This is a genomic window from Bacillus coahuilensis m4-4, assembly GCF_000171615.1.
Taxonomy (GTDB): domain Bacteria; phylum Bacillota; class Bacilli; order Bacillales; family Bacillaceae_K; genus Bacillus_T; species Bacillus_T coahuilensis.
The window spans coordinates 34,587-49,332 of the sequence record NZ_ABFU01000059.3 but is presented as its reverse complement, the minus strand read 5'-3'; the positions used below and the strand labels follow the sequence as shown (position 1 = coordinate 49,332).

The 14,746-nt window shown below is 34.3% G+C and carries 14 protein-coding genes and 1 pseudogene; 2 read left to right on the top strand and 13 right to left on the bottom strand.

Features of this window, described 5'->3' with window-relative positions; genetic code table 11:
* Nucleotides 1-560 precede the first annotated feature (560 nt).
* From yhbH to M44_RS15185, 5 genes and pseudogenes are all read right to left on the bottom strand, one after another.
* Nucleotides 561-1,730, bottom strand: a complete 1,170-nt coding sequence (gene yhbH / locus M44_RS15200) for a sporulation protein YhbH (protein ID WP_010174918.1) — start codon at nucleotides 1,728-1,730, stop codon at nucleotides 561-563.
* Nucleotides 1,731-2,057: 327 nt separating this feature from the next.
* Nucleotides 2,058-3,104, bottom strand: a pseudogene (locus M44_RS23635) (protein prkA); the annotation flags it as partial.
* A gap of 91 nt (nucleotides 3,105-3,195) precedes the next feature.
* Nucleotides 3,196-3,402 carry a hypothetical protein gene (locus tag M44_RS23630; protein ID WP_155814978.1) on the bottom strand — a complete coding sequence of 69 codons (207 nt, stop codon included), beginning with the start codon at nucleotides 3,400-3,402 and terminating at the stop codon, nucleotides 3,196-3,198.
* Nucleotides 3,403-3,644: 242 nt separating this feature from the next.
* Nucleotides 3,645-3,884, bottom strand: a complete 240-nt coding sequence (locus M44_RS15190) for a hypothetical protein (RefSeq protein WP_010174911.1) — start codon at nucleotides 3,882-3,884, stop codon at nucleotides 3,645-3,647.
* A 230-nt stretch (nucleotides 3,885-4,114) separates the two neighbouring features.
* On the bottom strand, nucleotides 4,115-4,333 hold the full coding sequence (locus tag M44_RS15185) for a hypothetical protein (protein WP_162013681.1): 219 nt from the start codon (nucleotides 4,331-4,333) through the stop codon (nucleotides 4,115-4,117).
* A gap of 239 nt (nucleotides 4,334-4,572) precedes the next feature.
* On the opposite strand from M44_RS15185, the gene M44_RS15180 reads away from it, so the two are divergent.
* Nucleotides 4,573-5,652 (top strand): HindVP family restriction endonuclease, encoded by a 1,080-nt coding sequence (locus M44_RS15180; RefSeq protein ID WP_010174907.1) that lies wholly within the window; start codon nucleotides 4,573-4,575, stop codon nucleotides 5,650-5,652.
* 17 nt (nucleotides 5,653-5,669) lie between these two features.
* Entirely contained in the window at nucleotides 5,670-6,641 is a 972-nt protein-coding gene (locus tag M44_RS15175; RefSeq protein WP_010174905.1) for a DNA cytosine methyltransferase, read from the top strand.
* Between the two features lie 97 nt (nucleotides 6,642-6,738).
* Here the strand turns inward: M44_RS15175 and M44_RS15170 are convergent, their stop codons facing one another.
* The 8 genes from M44_RS15170 to M44_RS15135 all read right to left on the bottom strand — a co-directional run bounded on the left by M44_RS15170 (nucleotide 6,739) and on the right by M44_RS15135 (nucleotide 14,746).
* On the bottom strand, nucleotides 6,739-6,969 hold the full coding sequence (locus M44_RS15170) for a hypothetical protein (protein ID WP_010174904.1): 231 nt from the start codon (nucleotides 6,967-6,969) through the stop codon (nucleotides 6,739-6,741).
* Nucleotides 6,970-7,432: 463 nt separating this feature from the next.
* Nucleotides 7,433-7,723, bottom strand: a complete 291-nt coding sequence (locus M44_RS15165; RefSeq protein WP_010174903.1) for a hypothetical protein — start codon at nucleotides 7,721-7,723, stop codon at nucleotides 7,433-7,435.
* Nucleotides 7,724-7,978: 255 nt separating this feature from the next.
* Nucleotides 7,979-9,031, bottom strand: a complete 1,053-nt coding sequence (locus tag M44_RS25540; protein WP_010174902.1) for a DUF5776 domain-containing protein — start codon at nucleotides 9,029-9,031, stop codon at nucleotides 7,979-7,981.
* 101 nt (nucleotides 9,032-9,132) lie between these two features.
* Complete coding sequence (locus tag M44_RS15155; protein WP_010174901.1) at nucleotides 9,133-9,600, bottom strand: hypothetical protein; 468 nt, start codon at nucleotides 9,598-9,600, stop codon at nucleotides 9,133-9,135.
* Between the two features lie 48 nt (nucleotides 9,601-9,648).
* Complete coding sequence (locus M44_RS15150) at nucleotides 9,649-11,256, bottom strand: hypothetical protein (protein ID WP_010174900.1); 1,608 nt, start codon at nucleotides 11,254-11,256, stop codon at nucleotides 9,649-9,651.
* 21 nt (nucleotides 11,257-11,277) lie between these two features.
* On the bottom strand, nucleotides 11,278-11,898 hold the full coding sequence (locus M44_RS15145) for a hypothetical protein (RefSeq protein WP_010174898.1): 621 nt from the start codon (nucleotides 11,896-11,898) through the stop codon (nucleotides 11,278-11,280).
* 5 nt (nucleotides 11,899-11,903) lie between these two features.
* Nucleotides 11,904-13,604 carry a hypothetical protein gene (locus M44_RS15140; protein WP_010174897.1) on the bottom strand — a complete coding sequence of 567 codons (1,701 nt, stop codon included), beginning with the start codon at nucleotides 13,602-13,604 and terminating at the stop codon, nucleotides 11,904-11,906.
* Between the two features lie 2 nt (nucleotides 13,605-13,606).
* Nucleotides 13,607-14,746: a phage tail tape measure protein gene (locus tag M44_RS15135; RefSeq protein WP_010174896.1), complete on the bottom strand. Its 1,140-nt coding sequence runs from the start codon at nucleotides 14,744-14,746 to the stop codon at nucleotides 13,607-13,609.

The window sequence follows — 14,746 nt, the reverse complement described above, 5'->3', positions numbered from 1 at the left end:
ATTCATTAAAGTGCCCGATCGTTTAATAAACAATTGCCCCCTTAAAACTGAGTCTTAAAAGTAGAAACATTCATATCCTCCATTATTAATTAGAATTTGAAAGCAAAGAAAAAAGGAAGAAAAATAGAAATCCCACCTATAATTTATGAATCGTTATACAATTAAATCATCTTTTTTCCAAAAACTTGGTCCATTAGTTAAATTTAGAGAACATTAATGTTTTTATCAATTTTGTTGCTAGTTTTGTGTCTATTTACAAGATTGTATATATCTTTGTGTCAAAAAAACTGACACTAAAGTGTATCTACTTTTGTGTCCATCGTCAGATAATCAACTACAATAATTCAGTTACCAAGTGTAATAATTAATTGTTCTCAAAGATAACTTTATCTCTGTCCAGTTGATGATTAGAAGAACTGTTACTTTCACCCTTCTACTCTATTATGTAATATGATTTCTTCCTAATAAACAATAAATCTTAATATATCCTAAAAATCTCCAACATCCCCTTCGTACGAACCAGCTAAAAAATAAAAAACCAGCCCCTCGGCTGGTTTCTCTTATGCATACATCTTCTTCTCTTCCTCTTCCCTGAAGAAACTCTTCAGCGCATGGAACACATCGGCTTTTTTCTTTAGAATAAAGTAGCGGAATAATTCGTCGTCAATATTTTTATACGCGGTCATGAGTGTCGAATGGCGGTTGTATTGGTTCACTTCCCCATACCCAAACATGCTCGATACTTTTATTAGTTCCTCAACAAGCTTCACACAGCGAGCATTGTCGGATGTAAGGTTATCTCCATCTGAGAAGTGGAAGGGATAAATGTTATAGCGTTCTGGAGAGTATTTGTCGTTAATTAGCTCTAATGCTTTTTTATAGGCGGATGAACAGATCGTCCCTCCACTTTCTCCTTTAGAAAAGAAGTCTTCTTCTGATACCACTTTCGCTTCTGTGTGATGAGCAATAAATTCTATATCCACCTTTTCGTATTTCGTTTTTAAGAATCGATTCATCCAGAAGAAGAAGCTTCGCGCCATATATTTCTCCCATACTCCCATTGAGCCTGACGTATCCATCATAGCGAGCACTACAGCTTTTGATTCTGGCTTCACAATTTCATTCCATGTTCTGAATTTCAAATCGTCTCGGGTTATAGGATGAAACCCTGGATTTCCTGACAGTGCATTTCGTTTGAAGGCGGCTTTCATGGTTTGTTTTTTGTGGATATTGCCCATAAGTCCTGTTTTTCTAATATCGTTAAATTCAATGTTTTCAACGACAATATTATCTTGTTCTTTTTTCTTTAAATTCGGTAATGAAAGCTCTTTAAATAAGGCTTCTTCTAGCTCCATTAAGGAAACTTCTGCTTCGTAATAATCTTCCCCTGCCTGATCTCCCGCGCCTTCTCCTTGACCAGGTCCCTTCTGTGGATTTCCGTCTCTTGCTACGACATCGCCTACTTGGGATTCACCGTCTCCTTGACCAACATGCTTATTTTTATCATAGTTATAACGTATTTTATATTCATCCAGTGACCGAATCGGTATCTTCACCATGTCACGTCCCTTTGACATCACAATACTCTCTTCCGTAATCAAGTCTGGCAAATTATTTTTAATGGCATCTTGCACTTTTTCTTGATGGCGTTGTTGATCATCATGACCTTTGCGATGGAGGGACCAGTCTTCCTGAGAAATCACAAACTGATGGTTTTCCGTATTACTCATCTTTTTCCCCTCCTTAGGAATTTTTTTCCGTTTCCATTCACGTTTTCTACGAAGCTCGCATAAACTATTTCGAGTGTCAAAATGATGGTCGGCTTCTTTGTTGATGGATTACTCTATACTATGCAGAAAATCTGAATTATTTACAAATAATTCAGATAATTGTGCGTTTGCCTAGTAAAAATAGACAAGCTTTCTTGTAGGGATTATCTTATAAATATTAATATTGTTGGTTATTTATGAGATGGTTTAAATGAAAAAAATATCGGAACCCTTATCCAATGTAACATTACGTACAGGACAGTGGTTCCGATCACTAATTTTCTTCTATTATCTATTTAATAAGCTTCCTACATATCTTAACAGTTCATTCGCTGACGTTGAGTTATATCCATGCTCTTCGATTAGACGAGCGACCACTTCATTGACTTTCTTCAGCTGCTGCTCATCTGGAGTTTTCGTTGAGGTCGTTATTTTCACTACATCCTTAAGATCAGCGAACAGTTTCTTCTGAATAGCTTCACGTAGACGGTCATGGGAATTGTAATCAAATCTCTTTCCTTTACGCGCGTACGCTGAGATGCGAATAAGGATTTCTTCTCGGAAGGCTTTTTTCGCATTTTCCGATATACCAATTTGTTCTTCTATTGAACGCATCAGCTTCTCATCTGGATTAATCTCTTCTCCAGTTAGTGGATCACGAAGCTTTGCCTTATTGCAGTAGGCTTCAACATTATCTAAGTAATTATCCATAAGTGTTTTCGCAGATTCTTCATACGAGTATACAAATGCTTTTTGAACTTCCTTCTTCGCCATATCATCATACTCTTTTCGAGCAACAGAGATAAAGTTTAGGTAGCGTTCACGTAGTTCATTTGTAATTGATGGATGCTGGTCTAGTCCTTCTTTTAGTGAGCGAAGAACATCCAGTGCATTGATACTGGTCATATCTTTTCGGATGATGGTTGAAGAGATTCGATTGATCACATAACGAGGATCAATTCCGCTCATTCCTTCATCCTGGTATTCTTTTTTCAGTTCTTCTAAATCTGCCGCATTAAAGCCTTCTACGTTTTCCCCGTCATATAAGCGCATTTTCTTTACAAAGTCGATATCCCCGCGCTTTGGTTCTTTTAAACGAGTTAGGATGGTAAACATGGCAGCCACTCGAAGAGTATGTGGAGCAATGTGAACATCAGCTACATCACTTTCGTGAATCATTTTCTCATAGATCCGTTCTTCCTGCGTGACACTCAAGTTATATGGTACAGGCATAACGATGATCCGTGAATGARGSGCTTCATTCTTTTTATTAGAAATAAATGAACGATACTCCGTTTCATTTGTATGAGCTACGATCAGTTCATTCGTTGTGACATGATATATACTAAAAAGTAAATACAGGCTATTTTTTCTGTTTGTCAATAGTAATTATACAAAAACCATAAAAAAAGACCACTGGATTTAATTATCCAGTAGCCTCTGCCAATCTCTTTTCCTTCATTAATAGTACTCTTGCAATAAGTGTGTGTAAGTCTGCATCTGTTTTCTTGATCGGACGGGAAGGTTTCATTACTGCGATTGTTCCACACTTACCTTCTATTTCTTTTATCAGTTCTGGTTGTTCTTCTGTCTTTGTTTCCTCTTGAGGTTGAGTTTGACTCTGCACTGACATTACAACCCCTCCCCTGTTAGACAATATATGTCCTTTCAGGGTGGGATTTTCCTGTAATATTGCTGATAATTGCTGCATACGTATTACCTCCATTTTGGAGGCCGTATGTATTACTGAATTGTATTGTGAATTAGTATTGTGATTAGTGTCTTACTATACATCTAGGCCTTTATTTTTGTTTGTTGAAATTAGGATATCATAAAAGATAAAAGACCATATCAGTATGATTAGAAATTCTTAATTTAAATTACTTCTTGTATTTCAATAAGGTATGGACACCCATAATCTATTACGGCTGCTTTCATATCCTCTAATGTTCTTGCATTGTGCAGATAAGCCATATAGCAAAACAGTTTTAATGTATGAATCATTTCATCCTTGTTTTCACCTTTATTGTGAAATAACTCAATTCTAAACTTTTTCTTTCCAGTGATCTTTTCCTTAAGTACAACTGAATGTTCTGTTCTCATAAATGTTTTCATAAAAAAATCTCCTCCATCTACATTAAAGTTTAAAAATACATAACAACAGGAAACATTACACTCTCTAGAAAAGTGTAGACTTGTTCCTATTCAGTTAATGTATTTTTTCTTTAAAATGTAAAAGGAAGAGATTACTCTTCGTATATAAAAAGTATATTAAGTGTAAAAGTATATATAGCATGTTTGTTCGTATTAATATTTTACTATAGTTGAATATCATTGTAAAGGTATTAAATGACATTTAGCAAATAGTCAGGTTCAACAGCAACATCTGAATGAATATCCTGCTTTAGTATGGAAAACTCAAGATTATAAGAACGGCACAGTTTAGAAAAGTATTTAAAGTTTTCCCAACCACCTAGTTCTTTTAAGTCATAAACTATTACTCTACTATAAGTAGTACGATCTATAAATTTAAAAAAGACATCAATTAAATCAAAATCAGCCAACAGGTAACAATCAACTTTCTTAAAGAACCACCTTGCATGGTCATGCATCATATCCGTGACATATGGGTATTCTCCAAAATCAAAACTAMCTGCCTAAATACTTCATAATATCCCTCCGTATTCTTATTATATTTATAATAACGTGCATCTAATCATCTTCAAGTGCTATAATAAAAAAAAGTAGGAACCTTTTTCCTATTTGATGTAACGTATATTTATATCGGGGGAAGGAGGTTACTATGGAAAATGAAGAGATTCAACCTGCTCTGTTCGGCTTAAAGCACTCAAACAGAGATTTTACAAGTAAAGATAATTGGGGAAAGAACCAATTTAATAGTAGTTTCCCTGCTTCTTTGGCCTGCTATATGAATAGCAAGGAAATCAATCCTGTTTATTTAAAGTTGGAAAATAATCAAGGGAACTTTAATGTTTGTAAAGACTACATAACTGTTCGTGATTTGTTCAAAGTGCCAGAGGGTATAGATTTAGAGGATGTTTATTACGAATTTGAAGGTATTTATACTCCTCACAACAATCTAGATAATACTTTCTTAAGAAGCGATTTAGTTATAAAGTCATTAAATCAAAATCATTGCTATTCACATCATGAGGTTAAACTAACTACACTTCCAGATAGTGCTACTCACCATAAAAATGAAGAGTATTTTGGAAGTGAGATTGTTATTAGAACGGTAACAATTGTCCACCTTGCAATAAACATTATAGAAATATACAGAAATAATAAAGAAGATTTAGAGGCCTTACTTGCACCAGCAGTTGATAATATTTCTGACTGGAAAGACGAGCAGGAACTCCTTCAATTAATGCCTACTTTAATAGATACATTGAATAATATATTGAATCAGAATTTAGATAAACAAAGTCCGTTGATAATGAACCCTATTTGGAAAACTAACGGGAAATCTTCAGCATTAGCAGATAACTGCCTTGATTTATTTGTCTGGTCTGATTTTGCAATGACAAGACTTTTTATTGATTCAATAGGGTTAGGACGTTCAAAAGTAGATCGATACTCGCGTGCCTTAATTTGGTTACTTTATTTACTACATCAATTTACGATTCGTGATAGAATAAATAGTAACGATATTTATACTATGCCTTTTAATCATCAAACAGATAAAGCATTCGCCTCTAACGGTAATAAAACTAATCCGTATATGAGAAGCGAAGAACTTTTAACACCAAGAATTGAAAGAGAAGAATTGAAAAATATCATATTAGGAAATGGTCAGTTACTGTTAAGCCCTGAAAGAAGATTTGATGCGGCTATATACTTTTCTAATGATATTTTTGATTAATAGTAGGAGTGAATAAAATGCGCGTGATTGATTTATTTTCTGGTTGTGGTGGAATGTCACTTGGTTTTCAAAATGCTGGTTTTGAAATAGTTTCTGCCTTTGAAAATTGGGACGAAGCAATCGATATTTATAGGAAGAATTTCCAACACCCTATCTGTAAGTATGATTTATCTGATGTGAAGGATTATAATGATTTTTCAAAATTAAACCCCGATATAATTATTGGTGGTCCTCCATGTCAGGATTATTCTTCAGCAGGGAAACGTAAAGAAGAGGCAAATGCTAACCTTACAACAGACTATGCCAATATCATTGCAAATGTAAAACCAAAGTATTTCCTTATGGAAAACGTTGACCAAATCAAGAAATATAGCGTTTACCTGAGAGCAGTAGAAATATTTAAAGAGGCTGGCTATGGTTTGTCAGCAAAAATACTAGATGCCTCCCTATGTGGAGTACCTCAAAAACGAAAGAGATTCTTCTTATTTGGAGAATTAGGTGGAAAAGACGATGCCTTTATTCCTTTTATTGAGGAAAAAATAAGTAAGAAACCTATGACACCACGTGAATACTTTGGGGATAGTCTTGGATTAGAACATTACTACCGTCATCCTCGAAATTATAACCGTAGAGGAATATTTAGTATAGATGAACCTTCACCAACTATTCGAGGAGTAAATAGACCTGTTCCGGGTGGTTATAAAGGACACCATAATGACACTGCTAAACCAGAAGAAGTCCGTGCATTAACTACAATTGAAAGAAGTTACTTTCAAACTTTCCCTAAAGACTTTATATTTGAGGGTAGCAAAACGAACCTCGAACAAATGATAGGAAATGCAGTTCCTGTAAAATTAGCAGAGTTCGTGGCTAATGCTATAAATAACTATATTAGTAATAAAGGGAAGATTGTAGAGTATAAAAAGAAACAAAATAATACAAGTGTTATATATGAACAAATGGATATGTTTGAAGTAGTAAGCAATTAGGTGGGGATTCAGTTCCCTACCTTTTTTTTATCTACGAAATGGAAGGATAAATGATTTATAGACAAATAAAAAAAAGTAAGAGAATAAATCTCTTACTTTACTGAAACATAGAAAGAATACCAATTGTCAAAGTAGCAATTGCAGCGAAGTTATATAATGGCTTTACAATGCTTACTGCTTTTCTGTCTAACTTAGGTTCAATGAATTTCTTAAATACCCAATTCATTAAGAAAAAGATATTAAAGATAATTGTCATTGCTACTAGTGCCATAATGATTTCCTCTGGGTTACTCCAAATAAACTGTCCTACTTCTTTCAATACTGTCATAAATATCAGCCTCCAAATAATTTTTTAGTTTTAAATAGATAATGCATGTTTTTCTAATCTGTTGAGTGTTTGTCTTAATTGCCTTTTGTGTATCACCCTTTCATAAGTTATTTTTAGTTATTACACTTGAATACTTGTTGACTAGAAGGGTAAATCCTGCTTTTTTCTGCATAAAATATGAAGTTTTTTATCGAAAATTTGAAAGGAAAATACGATTTCTACATATACCTCAAATAATTTTTTTCAAAGTGGAATTCGGGCAATAACATTAAATGTCGTTTAATTCGGTTATTCTGCTCCGTTTATCATTTTTTACAATAGCATTCCTTATCACTCATGCTATTGTATGGATTTTTTTCAGGATTAAATTCGGTCTCATAGATTGTCCAAAATCGGTATTATATGCTAACCAGTTGGGCTGTCGTTAGTAAATATTTCTACTGTCTATCGAAGATTTATTCGCTTATTTTAGAATATCTTTTCCTTTTTTATAGCCTTTCTTAATATCCTCAACGTCCTTTTTATCCACTTTTCCTAGTTTCTTAGACTTAATTAGTCTATCCAGTACTACTGGAAGGAACTTTAAAGCAGCAAGAAATACAGATTTTAGTGCATCTGCAGTTTGTTTTCCTAGTTTAGCAACCAAAAAGTTATAGAATTTATTCAAATAAACTCTTACAGTTGGACTTAGTAAGAGAACAATTAGGGATATTACTACTCCAACAGCAATATATACTTCACTTTCAGTAAACATTAGCATTCAACTCCTTTCATTAATAATGGTTATAATGATTTATAAATGTTGATAAGCCATATATAAAGCCCCTTACAAATCACTTGTAAAGGGCTTATAAAATGGAATTATTGATTATAAAGATTATAAAAGTTATTAATCATTTATAAATGTTGATAAGTAAGTTATCAACGGGTTATGAAATAGACACCCGGACTAATGGACTATGCTGCATATTCTAATGCAGTATATAACCATCGTCATCTTGTAGGGAATCTACTTTAATTTTCTTACATATTTAGTGTTGGCTGTAATGTATAGACCTGATTTCAGTTTATACATTGTTCCTCCACCAACCTTATATGTACCTACAATAGTAAACACTTCACCTTTATGAACAATAAGTTCTTTATCGTCCCAATCCTTAGAAGCATAAGTCCAAAGAGAATTAACTGTGACTTCAACTAATTCCTTTTTCTTTTCTACTGATTGTTTTTTAAGAGTGGTTGGCTTTACATACTTTTCATTAGCAGTAATATATAAACCACTCTTCAATTTATACATGTAACCTCCACCTACTTTTATTTTTTCAGTGACAGTAAAAACTTCCCCATCATTGACAACTATTGCTTTGTCGTCCCAATCTGGAGAATTGTAAGTCCACAAACTAGCAGTGATAACTTCTATATGAGTAACAGAAGAATTTACTTTACTAGAAGTTGGAGCAGGTTTCGGTGCAGGTGCTGATGTAGGTTTGTAGGAAACACCCTTCATTGCTGCTAATTCTTTTTCAACCACTGGATAGAAATACTTTATAGCATCTGCCTTTGTATTTCCTCCGAAAAAGTTAGTGCCGGGACAAGTCTTAGAAGCAAACCAAGTATGATAAACACAAGTTTGAGTATTAACTGGAAGGTTAAATTTAAAGTGCAAGGCAGCAGTAACAAAAGCAATAGTCTTTTTATGCTCCTCTGTCATTGAATCTTTTCCTTTGTCAAAATACCCTACATGCTCCATACAGATACCACCAGAGTTATGTCCAGCAATACCAGCAGGATTACTATTAAAACTTCTTTCACCTACAACAATCTTCCCATCTTTAAAAGTAGTAATATGTTGAGCAATAGCACTCCAACCTCTTGTGTTACGGTGATAATTAGACATATTTAAAACCAATTGTAAGTTAGAATATCTACCACAATCATCATAATCTGGTTGATATGTATGGTGTTCTTGAGTGTGAGTAATCTTTCGAGTCACCTTTTCATTTATTAACCATTCGAAAAACTCCTTACGATCCATTTCAATAAAATTTCCTGATCTCTTCATTTCACAACAACTCCTTTCAAAAGTTATTATTCAAAACAAAAAAGAGCCTAAAATCGGCTCTCTGCTTTGAGTCACATACCTTCCTCGTATGTTTGTATAGGTTATTTTTTTGTTCTTTTTGTAAAAATACTGGATACATTCTCTACAATGTCAATCATCTTCCCCATTCCGGGTAAGCCAATCTTCCTCCCAAATTGAAGTAGTTGAACCATATAAGCAGATACTACAATTCCTGTATAAGCCCATGTGACATAGTACATAGCACCTTCTGTAATTGAATCTATTCCTGCTGCAAACATTGAACCTACACTGAAGAACATAAAGATAGCAATAGAACAGAATGCTTTGACTAATGGCATACCAAAATCTTTCTTTTCCCTTTCTTTATTCATAAATAGTGTTATGTAATCAATGGCAAGAACAGCAACAGTGAACAATGAGATTAACAAGAACATACTTGCAAACTGATCCATTCTCCCACTTGCAATTGCAATCCCAAAAAGTGAAGCAATCCAAGTAACAAGGAACTGATAAAAATCTTTAAAACCTAATAAACTTAAAACATTCATTCAAATCTCCCCTTTCCTTACCACCTCCCTTCAATAAAAATAAGACTACTAAGCAGTAGCCTCATTGGTTTCAAATACGAATATGTCTTGGTGTGTGATAACTCTCAATGGGTAAGCATCTTGATTACTTACTTCACTAAGTCTTTTTAATTTAAATACACATACTTTTTGTTCCGCAATAATACGAAGGTAAGGATATGGGAGTTCACCTGTATTTTCTAGAAATATTACACTTACATACAATATCTTTCCTCCTGCTACAAGCCTCATAAAGCCATCTGGAGCGGGATTTTGAGGTGTTCCATAGTTATCGTCTTCACCCTCATTACCTGTTCCAGTATCACCTCCAGAAGAGCCTCCTTGATAAACTAATAGAGCGGGATATCCGTCTGAACTATTCATTGTCCAAGTATTAACAAAATCCCAATTAACAAAAGTGGATTGAGTTTTCATTTCAGCATCTGTATTGCCTTCTAAAATATTTCCTTCATTGTCTTTTCTGCTGTAGAAATTTCCAGTTATGTTTCCATTTCTAAAATTTCTATATTCCTTTTGAAAGCCGTATTCAGGGACATTACTAATAGCATAACAGTTTATAATATTTGTTTCATTAGATATATTCCCTATGAAACCTGCAGTATCTTTTAATGGAGATTCTACTTTTACATAACAGTTTTCAATTGTGACATTATTTGAACCCCCAGTGAAACCACCACCGTGCATATTGTTCCCGTAGGAACCTGTGATAACCCCTTCTGCTCCACAATTCCTTATAGTTCCACCATAGCAGTATCCTGCAAATAAACCGGCACGGTTTGGTCCATGTATTTTTATATTTACATTTTTAAGAAATGTATTAATAATTTCACCTTTTGGTCTTGCAAAAACTCCTATCATTGTTTCAGAACTGTCAATTGAAATGTTTGTGAGTGAATAGCCATTTCCATTATAATATCCTAAGAATTCCTTCCCAGTTCCCATTGAATAAGGTCCAATGATTTGAAAATCTATATTTGTGAAATCAATATTATTAACCTGTTCATAATGTGCAGAAAGGTTGTTATTAATGTTAAAAAAATCTTCAGGAGTACTCACCAAATAAGGATCGCTCTGCGTCCCTCCTCCACCAGAGAACCCATCCATAACTATGTATGTCTTTCCATTCTCTTTAAAGTAATAAGGAGCAATATCCCCTTCAGAACCTTCAGCAATAATGATAATGTCTGGGTTAGCCTTATCACCTTTAGTAACATAAACCGTGTCATAATCGTCATAAGGTAATTCAATGATTCCTTTAGAAGTCTCTGCTCCGTCTATCCAAACAAATTCTCTTTGAATATTAAATACTTCTTTTTCTTTTATAGATATCTGCTCCGTTCTAGGAGAAGCAGTAATAGTAGCAACCTCGTCATTTACTTCAACACGTCCATTAAATGTTGGAACAGTGAATTTCTTCAATAAATCTAGATATTCTTGTGCTTTTACATTCTCTGAAACATCTTCACCACTCTCTATAAGAGCAATCACATCGGCATAATATTCTTGAATGCTTAATAAACCATCCCTACCCTCTATAAATAAAGGAATAGGGGATAGTTCCACTTCTTGTCTATCTAGTAATTTATTTATTTTATAATTAAATACTTTTTCACTCATAGGTATATCCCCCTCCTTTCATTATGGTAGTGTAATATCATAATTAGCAGTATACCAATCTGCTGGATCTAGGAAGTAAAGTCCATATGTATAAGTTCCAGCAGGAACATTACTCTCAACAAAAGTATAAGTTCCAGCAGTTTTTACTTCCTTAAATACTTCAACATCCACATTATCATTAAATCTATATAGACCTATTAACCATTCAGTAATTCCTTCATCAAAATCAATACTGTAATTAATTGACACTTCATATGTCCCATTAGTATTTTTAGTGTAATTAACAGTTCCAAAAATCATAGTTCCTACTCCAGAAGGACTAGAGCCTCCAGATGTACCAGAACCTCCAGAACCCCCAAAGTCACTCCAATCCATTATTAAATATATTCGTCCTTGATTTGATGAATCTGAAGGATCTAAGTCTTCACTTCTTAATTCCACCTTTAACTTATGAGCACCAGCATCCCTGATTAAAGGCATTAATAATCTTGCTAAGTCTCCACCATATGAATCCTCATCTGAATCTACTGTTAAATCCTCCCACAAAGCATCATAAATACTTTCTAGTTTATTTAGACGTTCAGCCGTAATGGCCGTTTGTTCATTCCATTGTGTTTTATTATAAACACCATTTCCCTTCATAATTATCACCATCCTTTCTTATCGGCTTTTTCAATTTGCATAGTTTCCAATTCAGTTTTAATTAGATTTGTAGATTGGATGTCTAAATAAATTCCTGTTCCAACTTCCCTAGTAGCAGTGCTGCCACCTATCCAAGCCAATTTAGTTATCTGTCCTTCAATATCTAATCCTAAAATTGCACGGGAATAGATGGCATTATCAACCTCTGATTGACTGATGATAGGCACTCTTCCTTCTTCAACATCATTCACATAATAAGCGAGGTATTTAATCCTCTTATCAGTAGGAAAAGAAGGATATAAGGATAAACTAGGATATGTGCTATTACTTGGATGAACAGGTTTAGAAAATAAATTAGGAAATTCAGTTTCAGCCCATATCTTTTCATAACTATAAACTGGTTGAATAAACTCACTACCTTCAATTAAGTCCATATCTTCATTTTTATTTTTAGAAAAGAATGAAACCCAATCTTCGTGTTCTGGACCATTAACAACCTTCACTGAATATCGCAATCTATTCTCAATGTCACGAATCTTAACGGATGTAATTAGTCCTTTAGTATCAACAAGATTATGGTCTGGTAAAGAGATTTCTTGAAGCATTCCCGGTTCCAAACCTTCTTCTTCAGTTTCATATTCAATTTCATAACCGTCTTGAGTTCCATATTTGTTAAGGATTTCAGTATTGGCTTGAATAATATTGTCCATTCCAATGATTTTTTGTTGAATTACCTTTCCAACAGTACCTGTTCCTTTATCTAATTTCTTTCTATTCTCAATCTCATAATCAATCTTATTTACAACTACAACATCGTATAAGCCTTGATATTCAATGCGAATAATATCATTCTCCGTTAATGCTTCAGCATCACTGTTATAAACAATTACATTATCCTCCATTTTAAAAAAGAATAGATATCCATAGTTAGTGCTTAATTCCTTAAATCCAACTAGCCTTTCTTCAAATGGACCACCATTAACTGACAGGTAAGCCTTTGGTCTTGCACCAACTGGAAAGGATAAAGTGAAGTTTTTATTTTTACCATCACCTTTAAATTCTTCTGTCATAGTGTCAGTAAGTGCTTTACTACCAACAATGTATTGAGTATTTCGATACTCTGAATTACCTTTAGAAACACGAATAGAACCTCTATTGGCAATACTTTTAGTCAATGAAAAAGGAGCAGGATAACCTTCCTTACTCCTAAAAATCAACTCTTTATTTTCATTAATTCTAAATATAAAATTAGACTTTTCAGCGAGCCTTTGCATAGCAGTGAGACCACTTATATATCCAAATTTAATATCATGTAAGAATTCACCTAACTCTAAATGCCCACCTCTTATTCCTTCGTCATAGAAGAATTCGTCCCATAAGAAGGTAACTACACTTCCTGCATACTCATTGTGATAAGCCTTTGCTATAGGTATTTTATTAAGTAAATATTCATATCCTTTGACTTGTATATTATGTAGCAGATAATTCTCTAAAGACTCATTTTCCCTTACTTTATGGATAAAGCCTCCGAATTTCTTTACTCCTAAAAAGAATAATTCTACTTCATATCCTTCTTTAAACCATTTCTTATCTTTAAGTGTAAAAATGGAAAAAGTGAGAGTGTCAAAATCAGTTGTGTTCTTCTGGATATTTAGAGAACCAGCCTTCAAATTAACGGGTTCTCCATTTATCAAGACTTCAATCATGATTATCGACCTCCCCTCAAAATGATTTCGTCCTGCATACTTTCCCCAACAATTTCTGCTAACTCTCTACCGTCTAAAACAAATTTGATAATTTGTGGACGAGAATTACTTTGATTTTGTAGTTGTTTTCTTGACTGCATAGGATCTAAAACCATTTCCCCATCTTTCAATAAAGCAATACCTTCACCACCAGAAGTAGCAGCATTAAATACTCCTCCAGTGTGTAATCGTGGAATCGTAGGCAAATTAAAACCGAACTGCTTTCCACCTATACCCGGTATCCAGTTCGGAACTTTAATATTGATTTGATTTAGTTTTCCAATTAGAGTATTTGCCATTTCAATCATAAAGTTGATAGGAGCCTTGAAACCTGCAACAACTCCATCCCATAATCCAGAGAAGAAGTTGCCTATTCCAGACCAGTAACCTTTTATGAAGTCCCATGCGGCCTTTCCTGCATTCTTAATTCCGTCCCATACTTTAGGACCAACATCCATAATCCATTGAATACCTGCTTTAATACCTTTATAGGCAATAATCCATTGGAAGAATAGAATCTTAAATGCGTTTTCTGCACCTTTCTTGAGCATTTCCCAACAAAACTCGGCTGCTGTTACTATTCCTTCCCAAACTGCAACCCCTACTGCTTTGACGGTATCCCAATGCTTTACAAGAAGATATCCTATTCCAATTACGGCTGCAATAGCGGCTATTACTAAACCGATTGGTCCGAGAGCCATAGTTTGGGCTACTGCAAATGCACGTGCAGCAACTGTTCCTGCCTTTTGTGCCAATGTCCAAGCCTTAGTCGCAGCGGCAGCAATCTGTTGGTGATATGCTACTGCTTGTATAACAGGACCACTCGCCATCATAACCATAGATAAATTACCCATAACTTGAATCTGATCTCCATACTTATAAGTTAATTCATCTAATTCATGTTTCATTTTCTGTAAAGGTGTATAACTTTCAGCATGAACATCTGCATGATTTTGGATAACGTCAGTAGAGTTTGATACTTGTTCTTTATACTTATTGAATGCCTCTGTTGAAACACCTAAAGTATCAAGAAGTCCTTGTAATGTACCATCACTCTCATTAACGGCTGCTCTAAACTCTTGCCGTGCAGTTCTTCCAGTCAT

What these genes read in the sequence shown, in the direction of transcription:
- yhbH (WP_010174918.1), bottom strand. Translation starts at nt 1,730, where the DNA reads ATGAGTAATACGGAAAACCATCAGTTTGTGATTTCTCAGGAAGACTGG.
- M44_RS23630 (WP_155814978.1), bottom strand. Translation starts at nt 3,402, where the DNA reads ATGTCAGTGCAGAGTCAAACTCAACCTCAAGAGGAAACAAAGACAGAA.
- M44_RS15190 (WP_010174911.1), bottom strand. Translation starts at nt 3,884, where the DNA reads ATGAAAACATTTATGAGAACAGAACATTCAGTTGTACTTAAGGAAAAG.
- M44_RS15180 (WP_010174907.1), top strand. Translation starts at nt 4,573, where the DNA reads ATGGAAAATGAAGAGATTCAACCTGCTCTGTTCGGCTTAAAGCACTCA.
- M44_RS15175 (WP_010174905.1), top strand. Translation starts at nt 5,670, where the DNA reads ATGCGCGTGATTGATTTATTTTCTGGTTGTGGTGGAATGTCACTTGGT.
- M44_RS15170 (WP_010174904.1), bottom strand. Translation starts at nt 6,969, where the DNA reads ATGACAGTATTGAAAGAAGTAGGACAGTTTATTTGGAGTAACCCAGAG.
- M44_RS15165 (WP_010174903.1), bottom strand. Translation starts at nt 7,723, where the DNA reads ATGTTTACTGAAAGTGAAGTATATATTGCTGTTGGAGTAGTAATATCC.
- M44_RS25540 (WP_010174902.1), bottom strand. Translation starts at nt 9,031, where the DNA reads ATGAAGAGATCAGGAAATTTTATTGAAATGGATCGTAAGGAGTTTTTC.
- M44_RS15155 (WP_010174901.1), bottom strand. Translation starts at nt 9,600, where the DNA reads ATGAATGTTTTAAGTTTATTAGGTTTTAAAGATTTTTATCAGTTCCTT.
- M44_RS15150 (WP_010174900.1), bottom strand. Translation starts at nt 11,256, where the DNA reads ATGAGTGAAAAAGTATTTAATTATAAAATAAATAAATTACTAGATAGA.
- M44_RS15145 (WP_010174898.1), bottom strand. Translation starts at nt 11,898, where the DNA reads ATGAAGGGAAATGGTGTTTATAATAAAACACAATGGAATGAACAAACG.
- M44_RS15140 (WP_010174897.1), bottom strand. Translation starts at nt 13,604, where the DNA reads ATGATTGAAGTCTTGATAAATGGAGAACCCGTTAATTTGAAGGCTGGT.
- M44_RS15135 (WP_010174896.1), bottom strand. Translation starts at nt 14,746, where the DNA reads ATGACTGGAAGAACTGCACGGCAAGAGTTTAGAGCAGCCGTTAATGAG.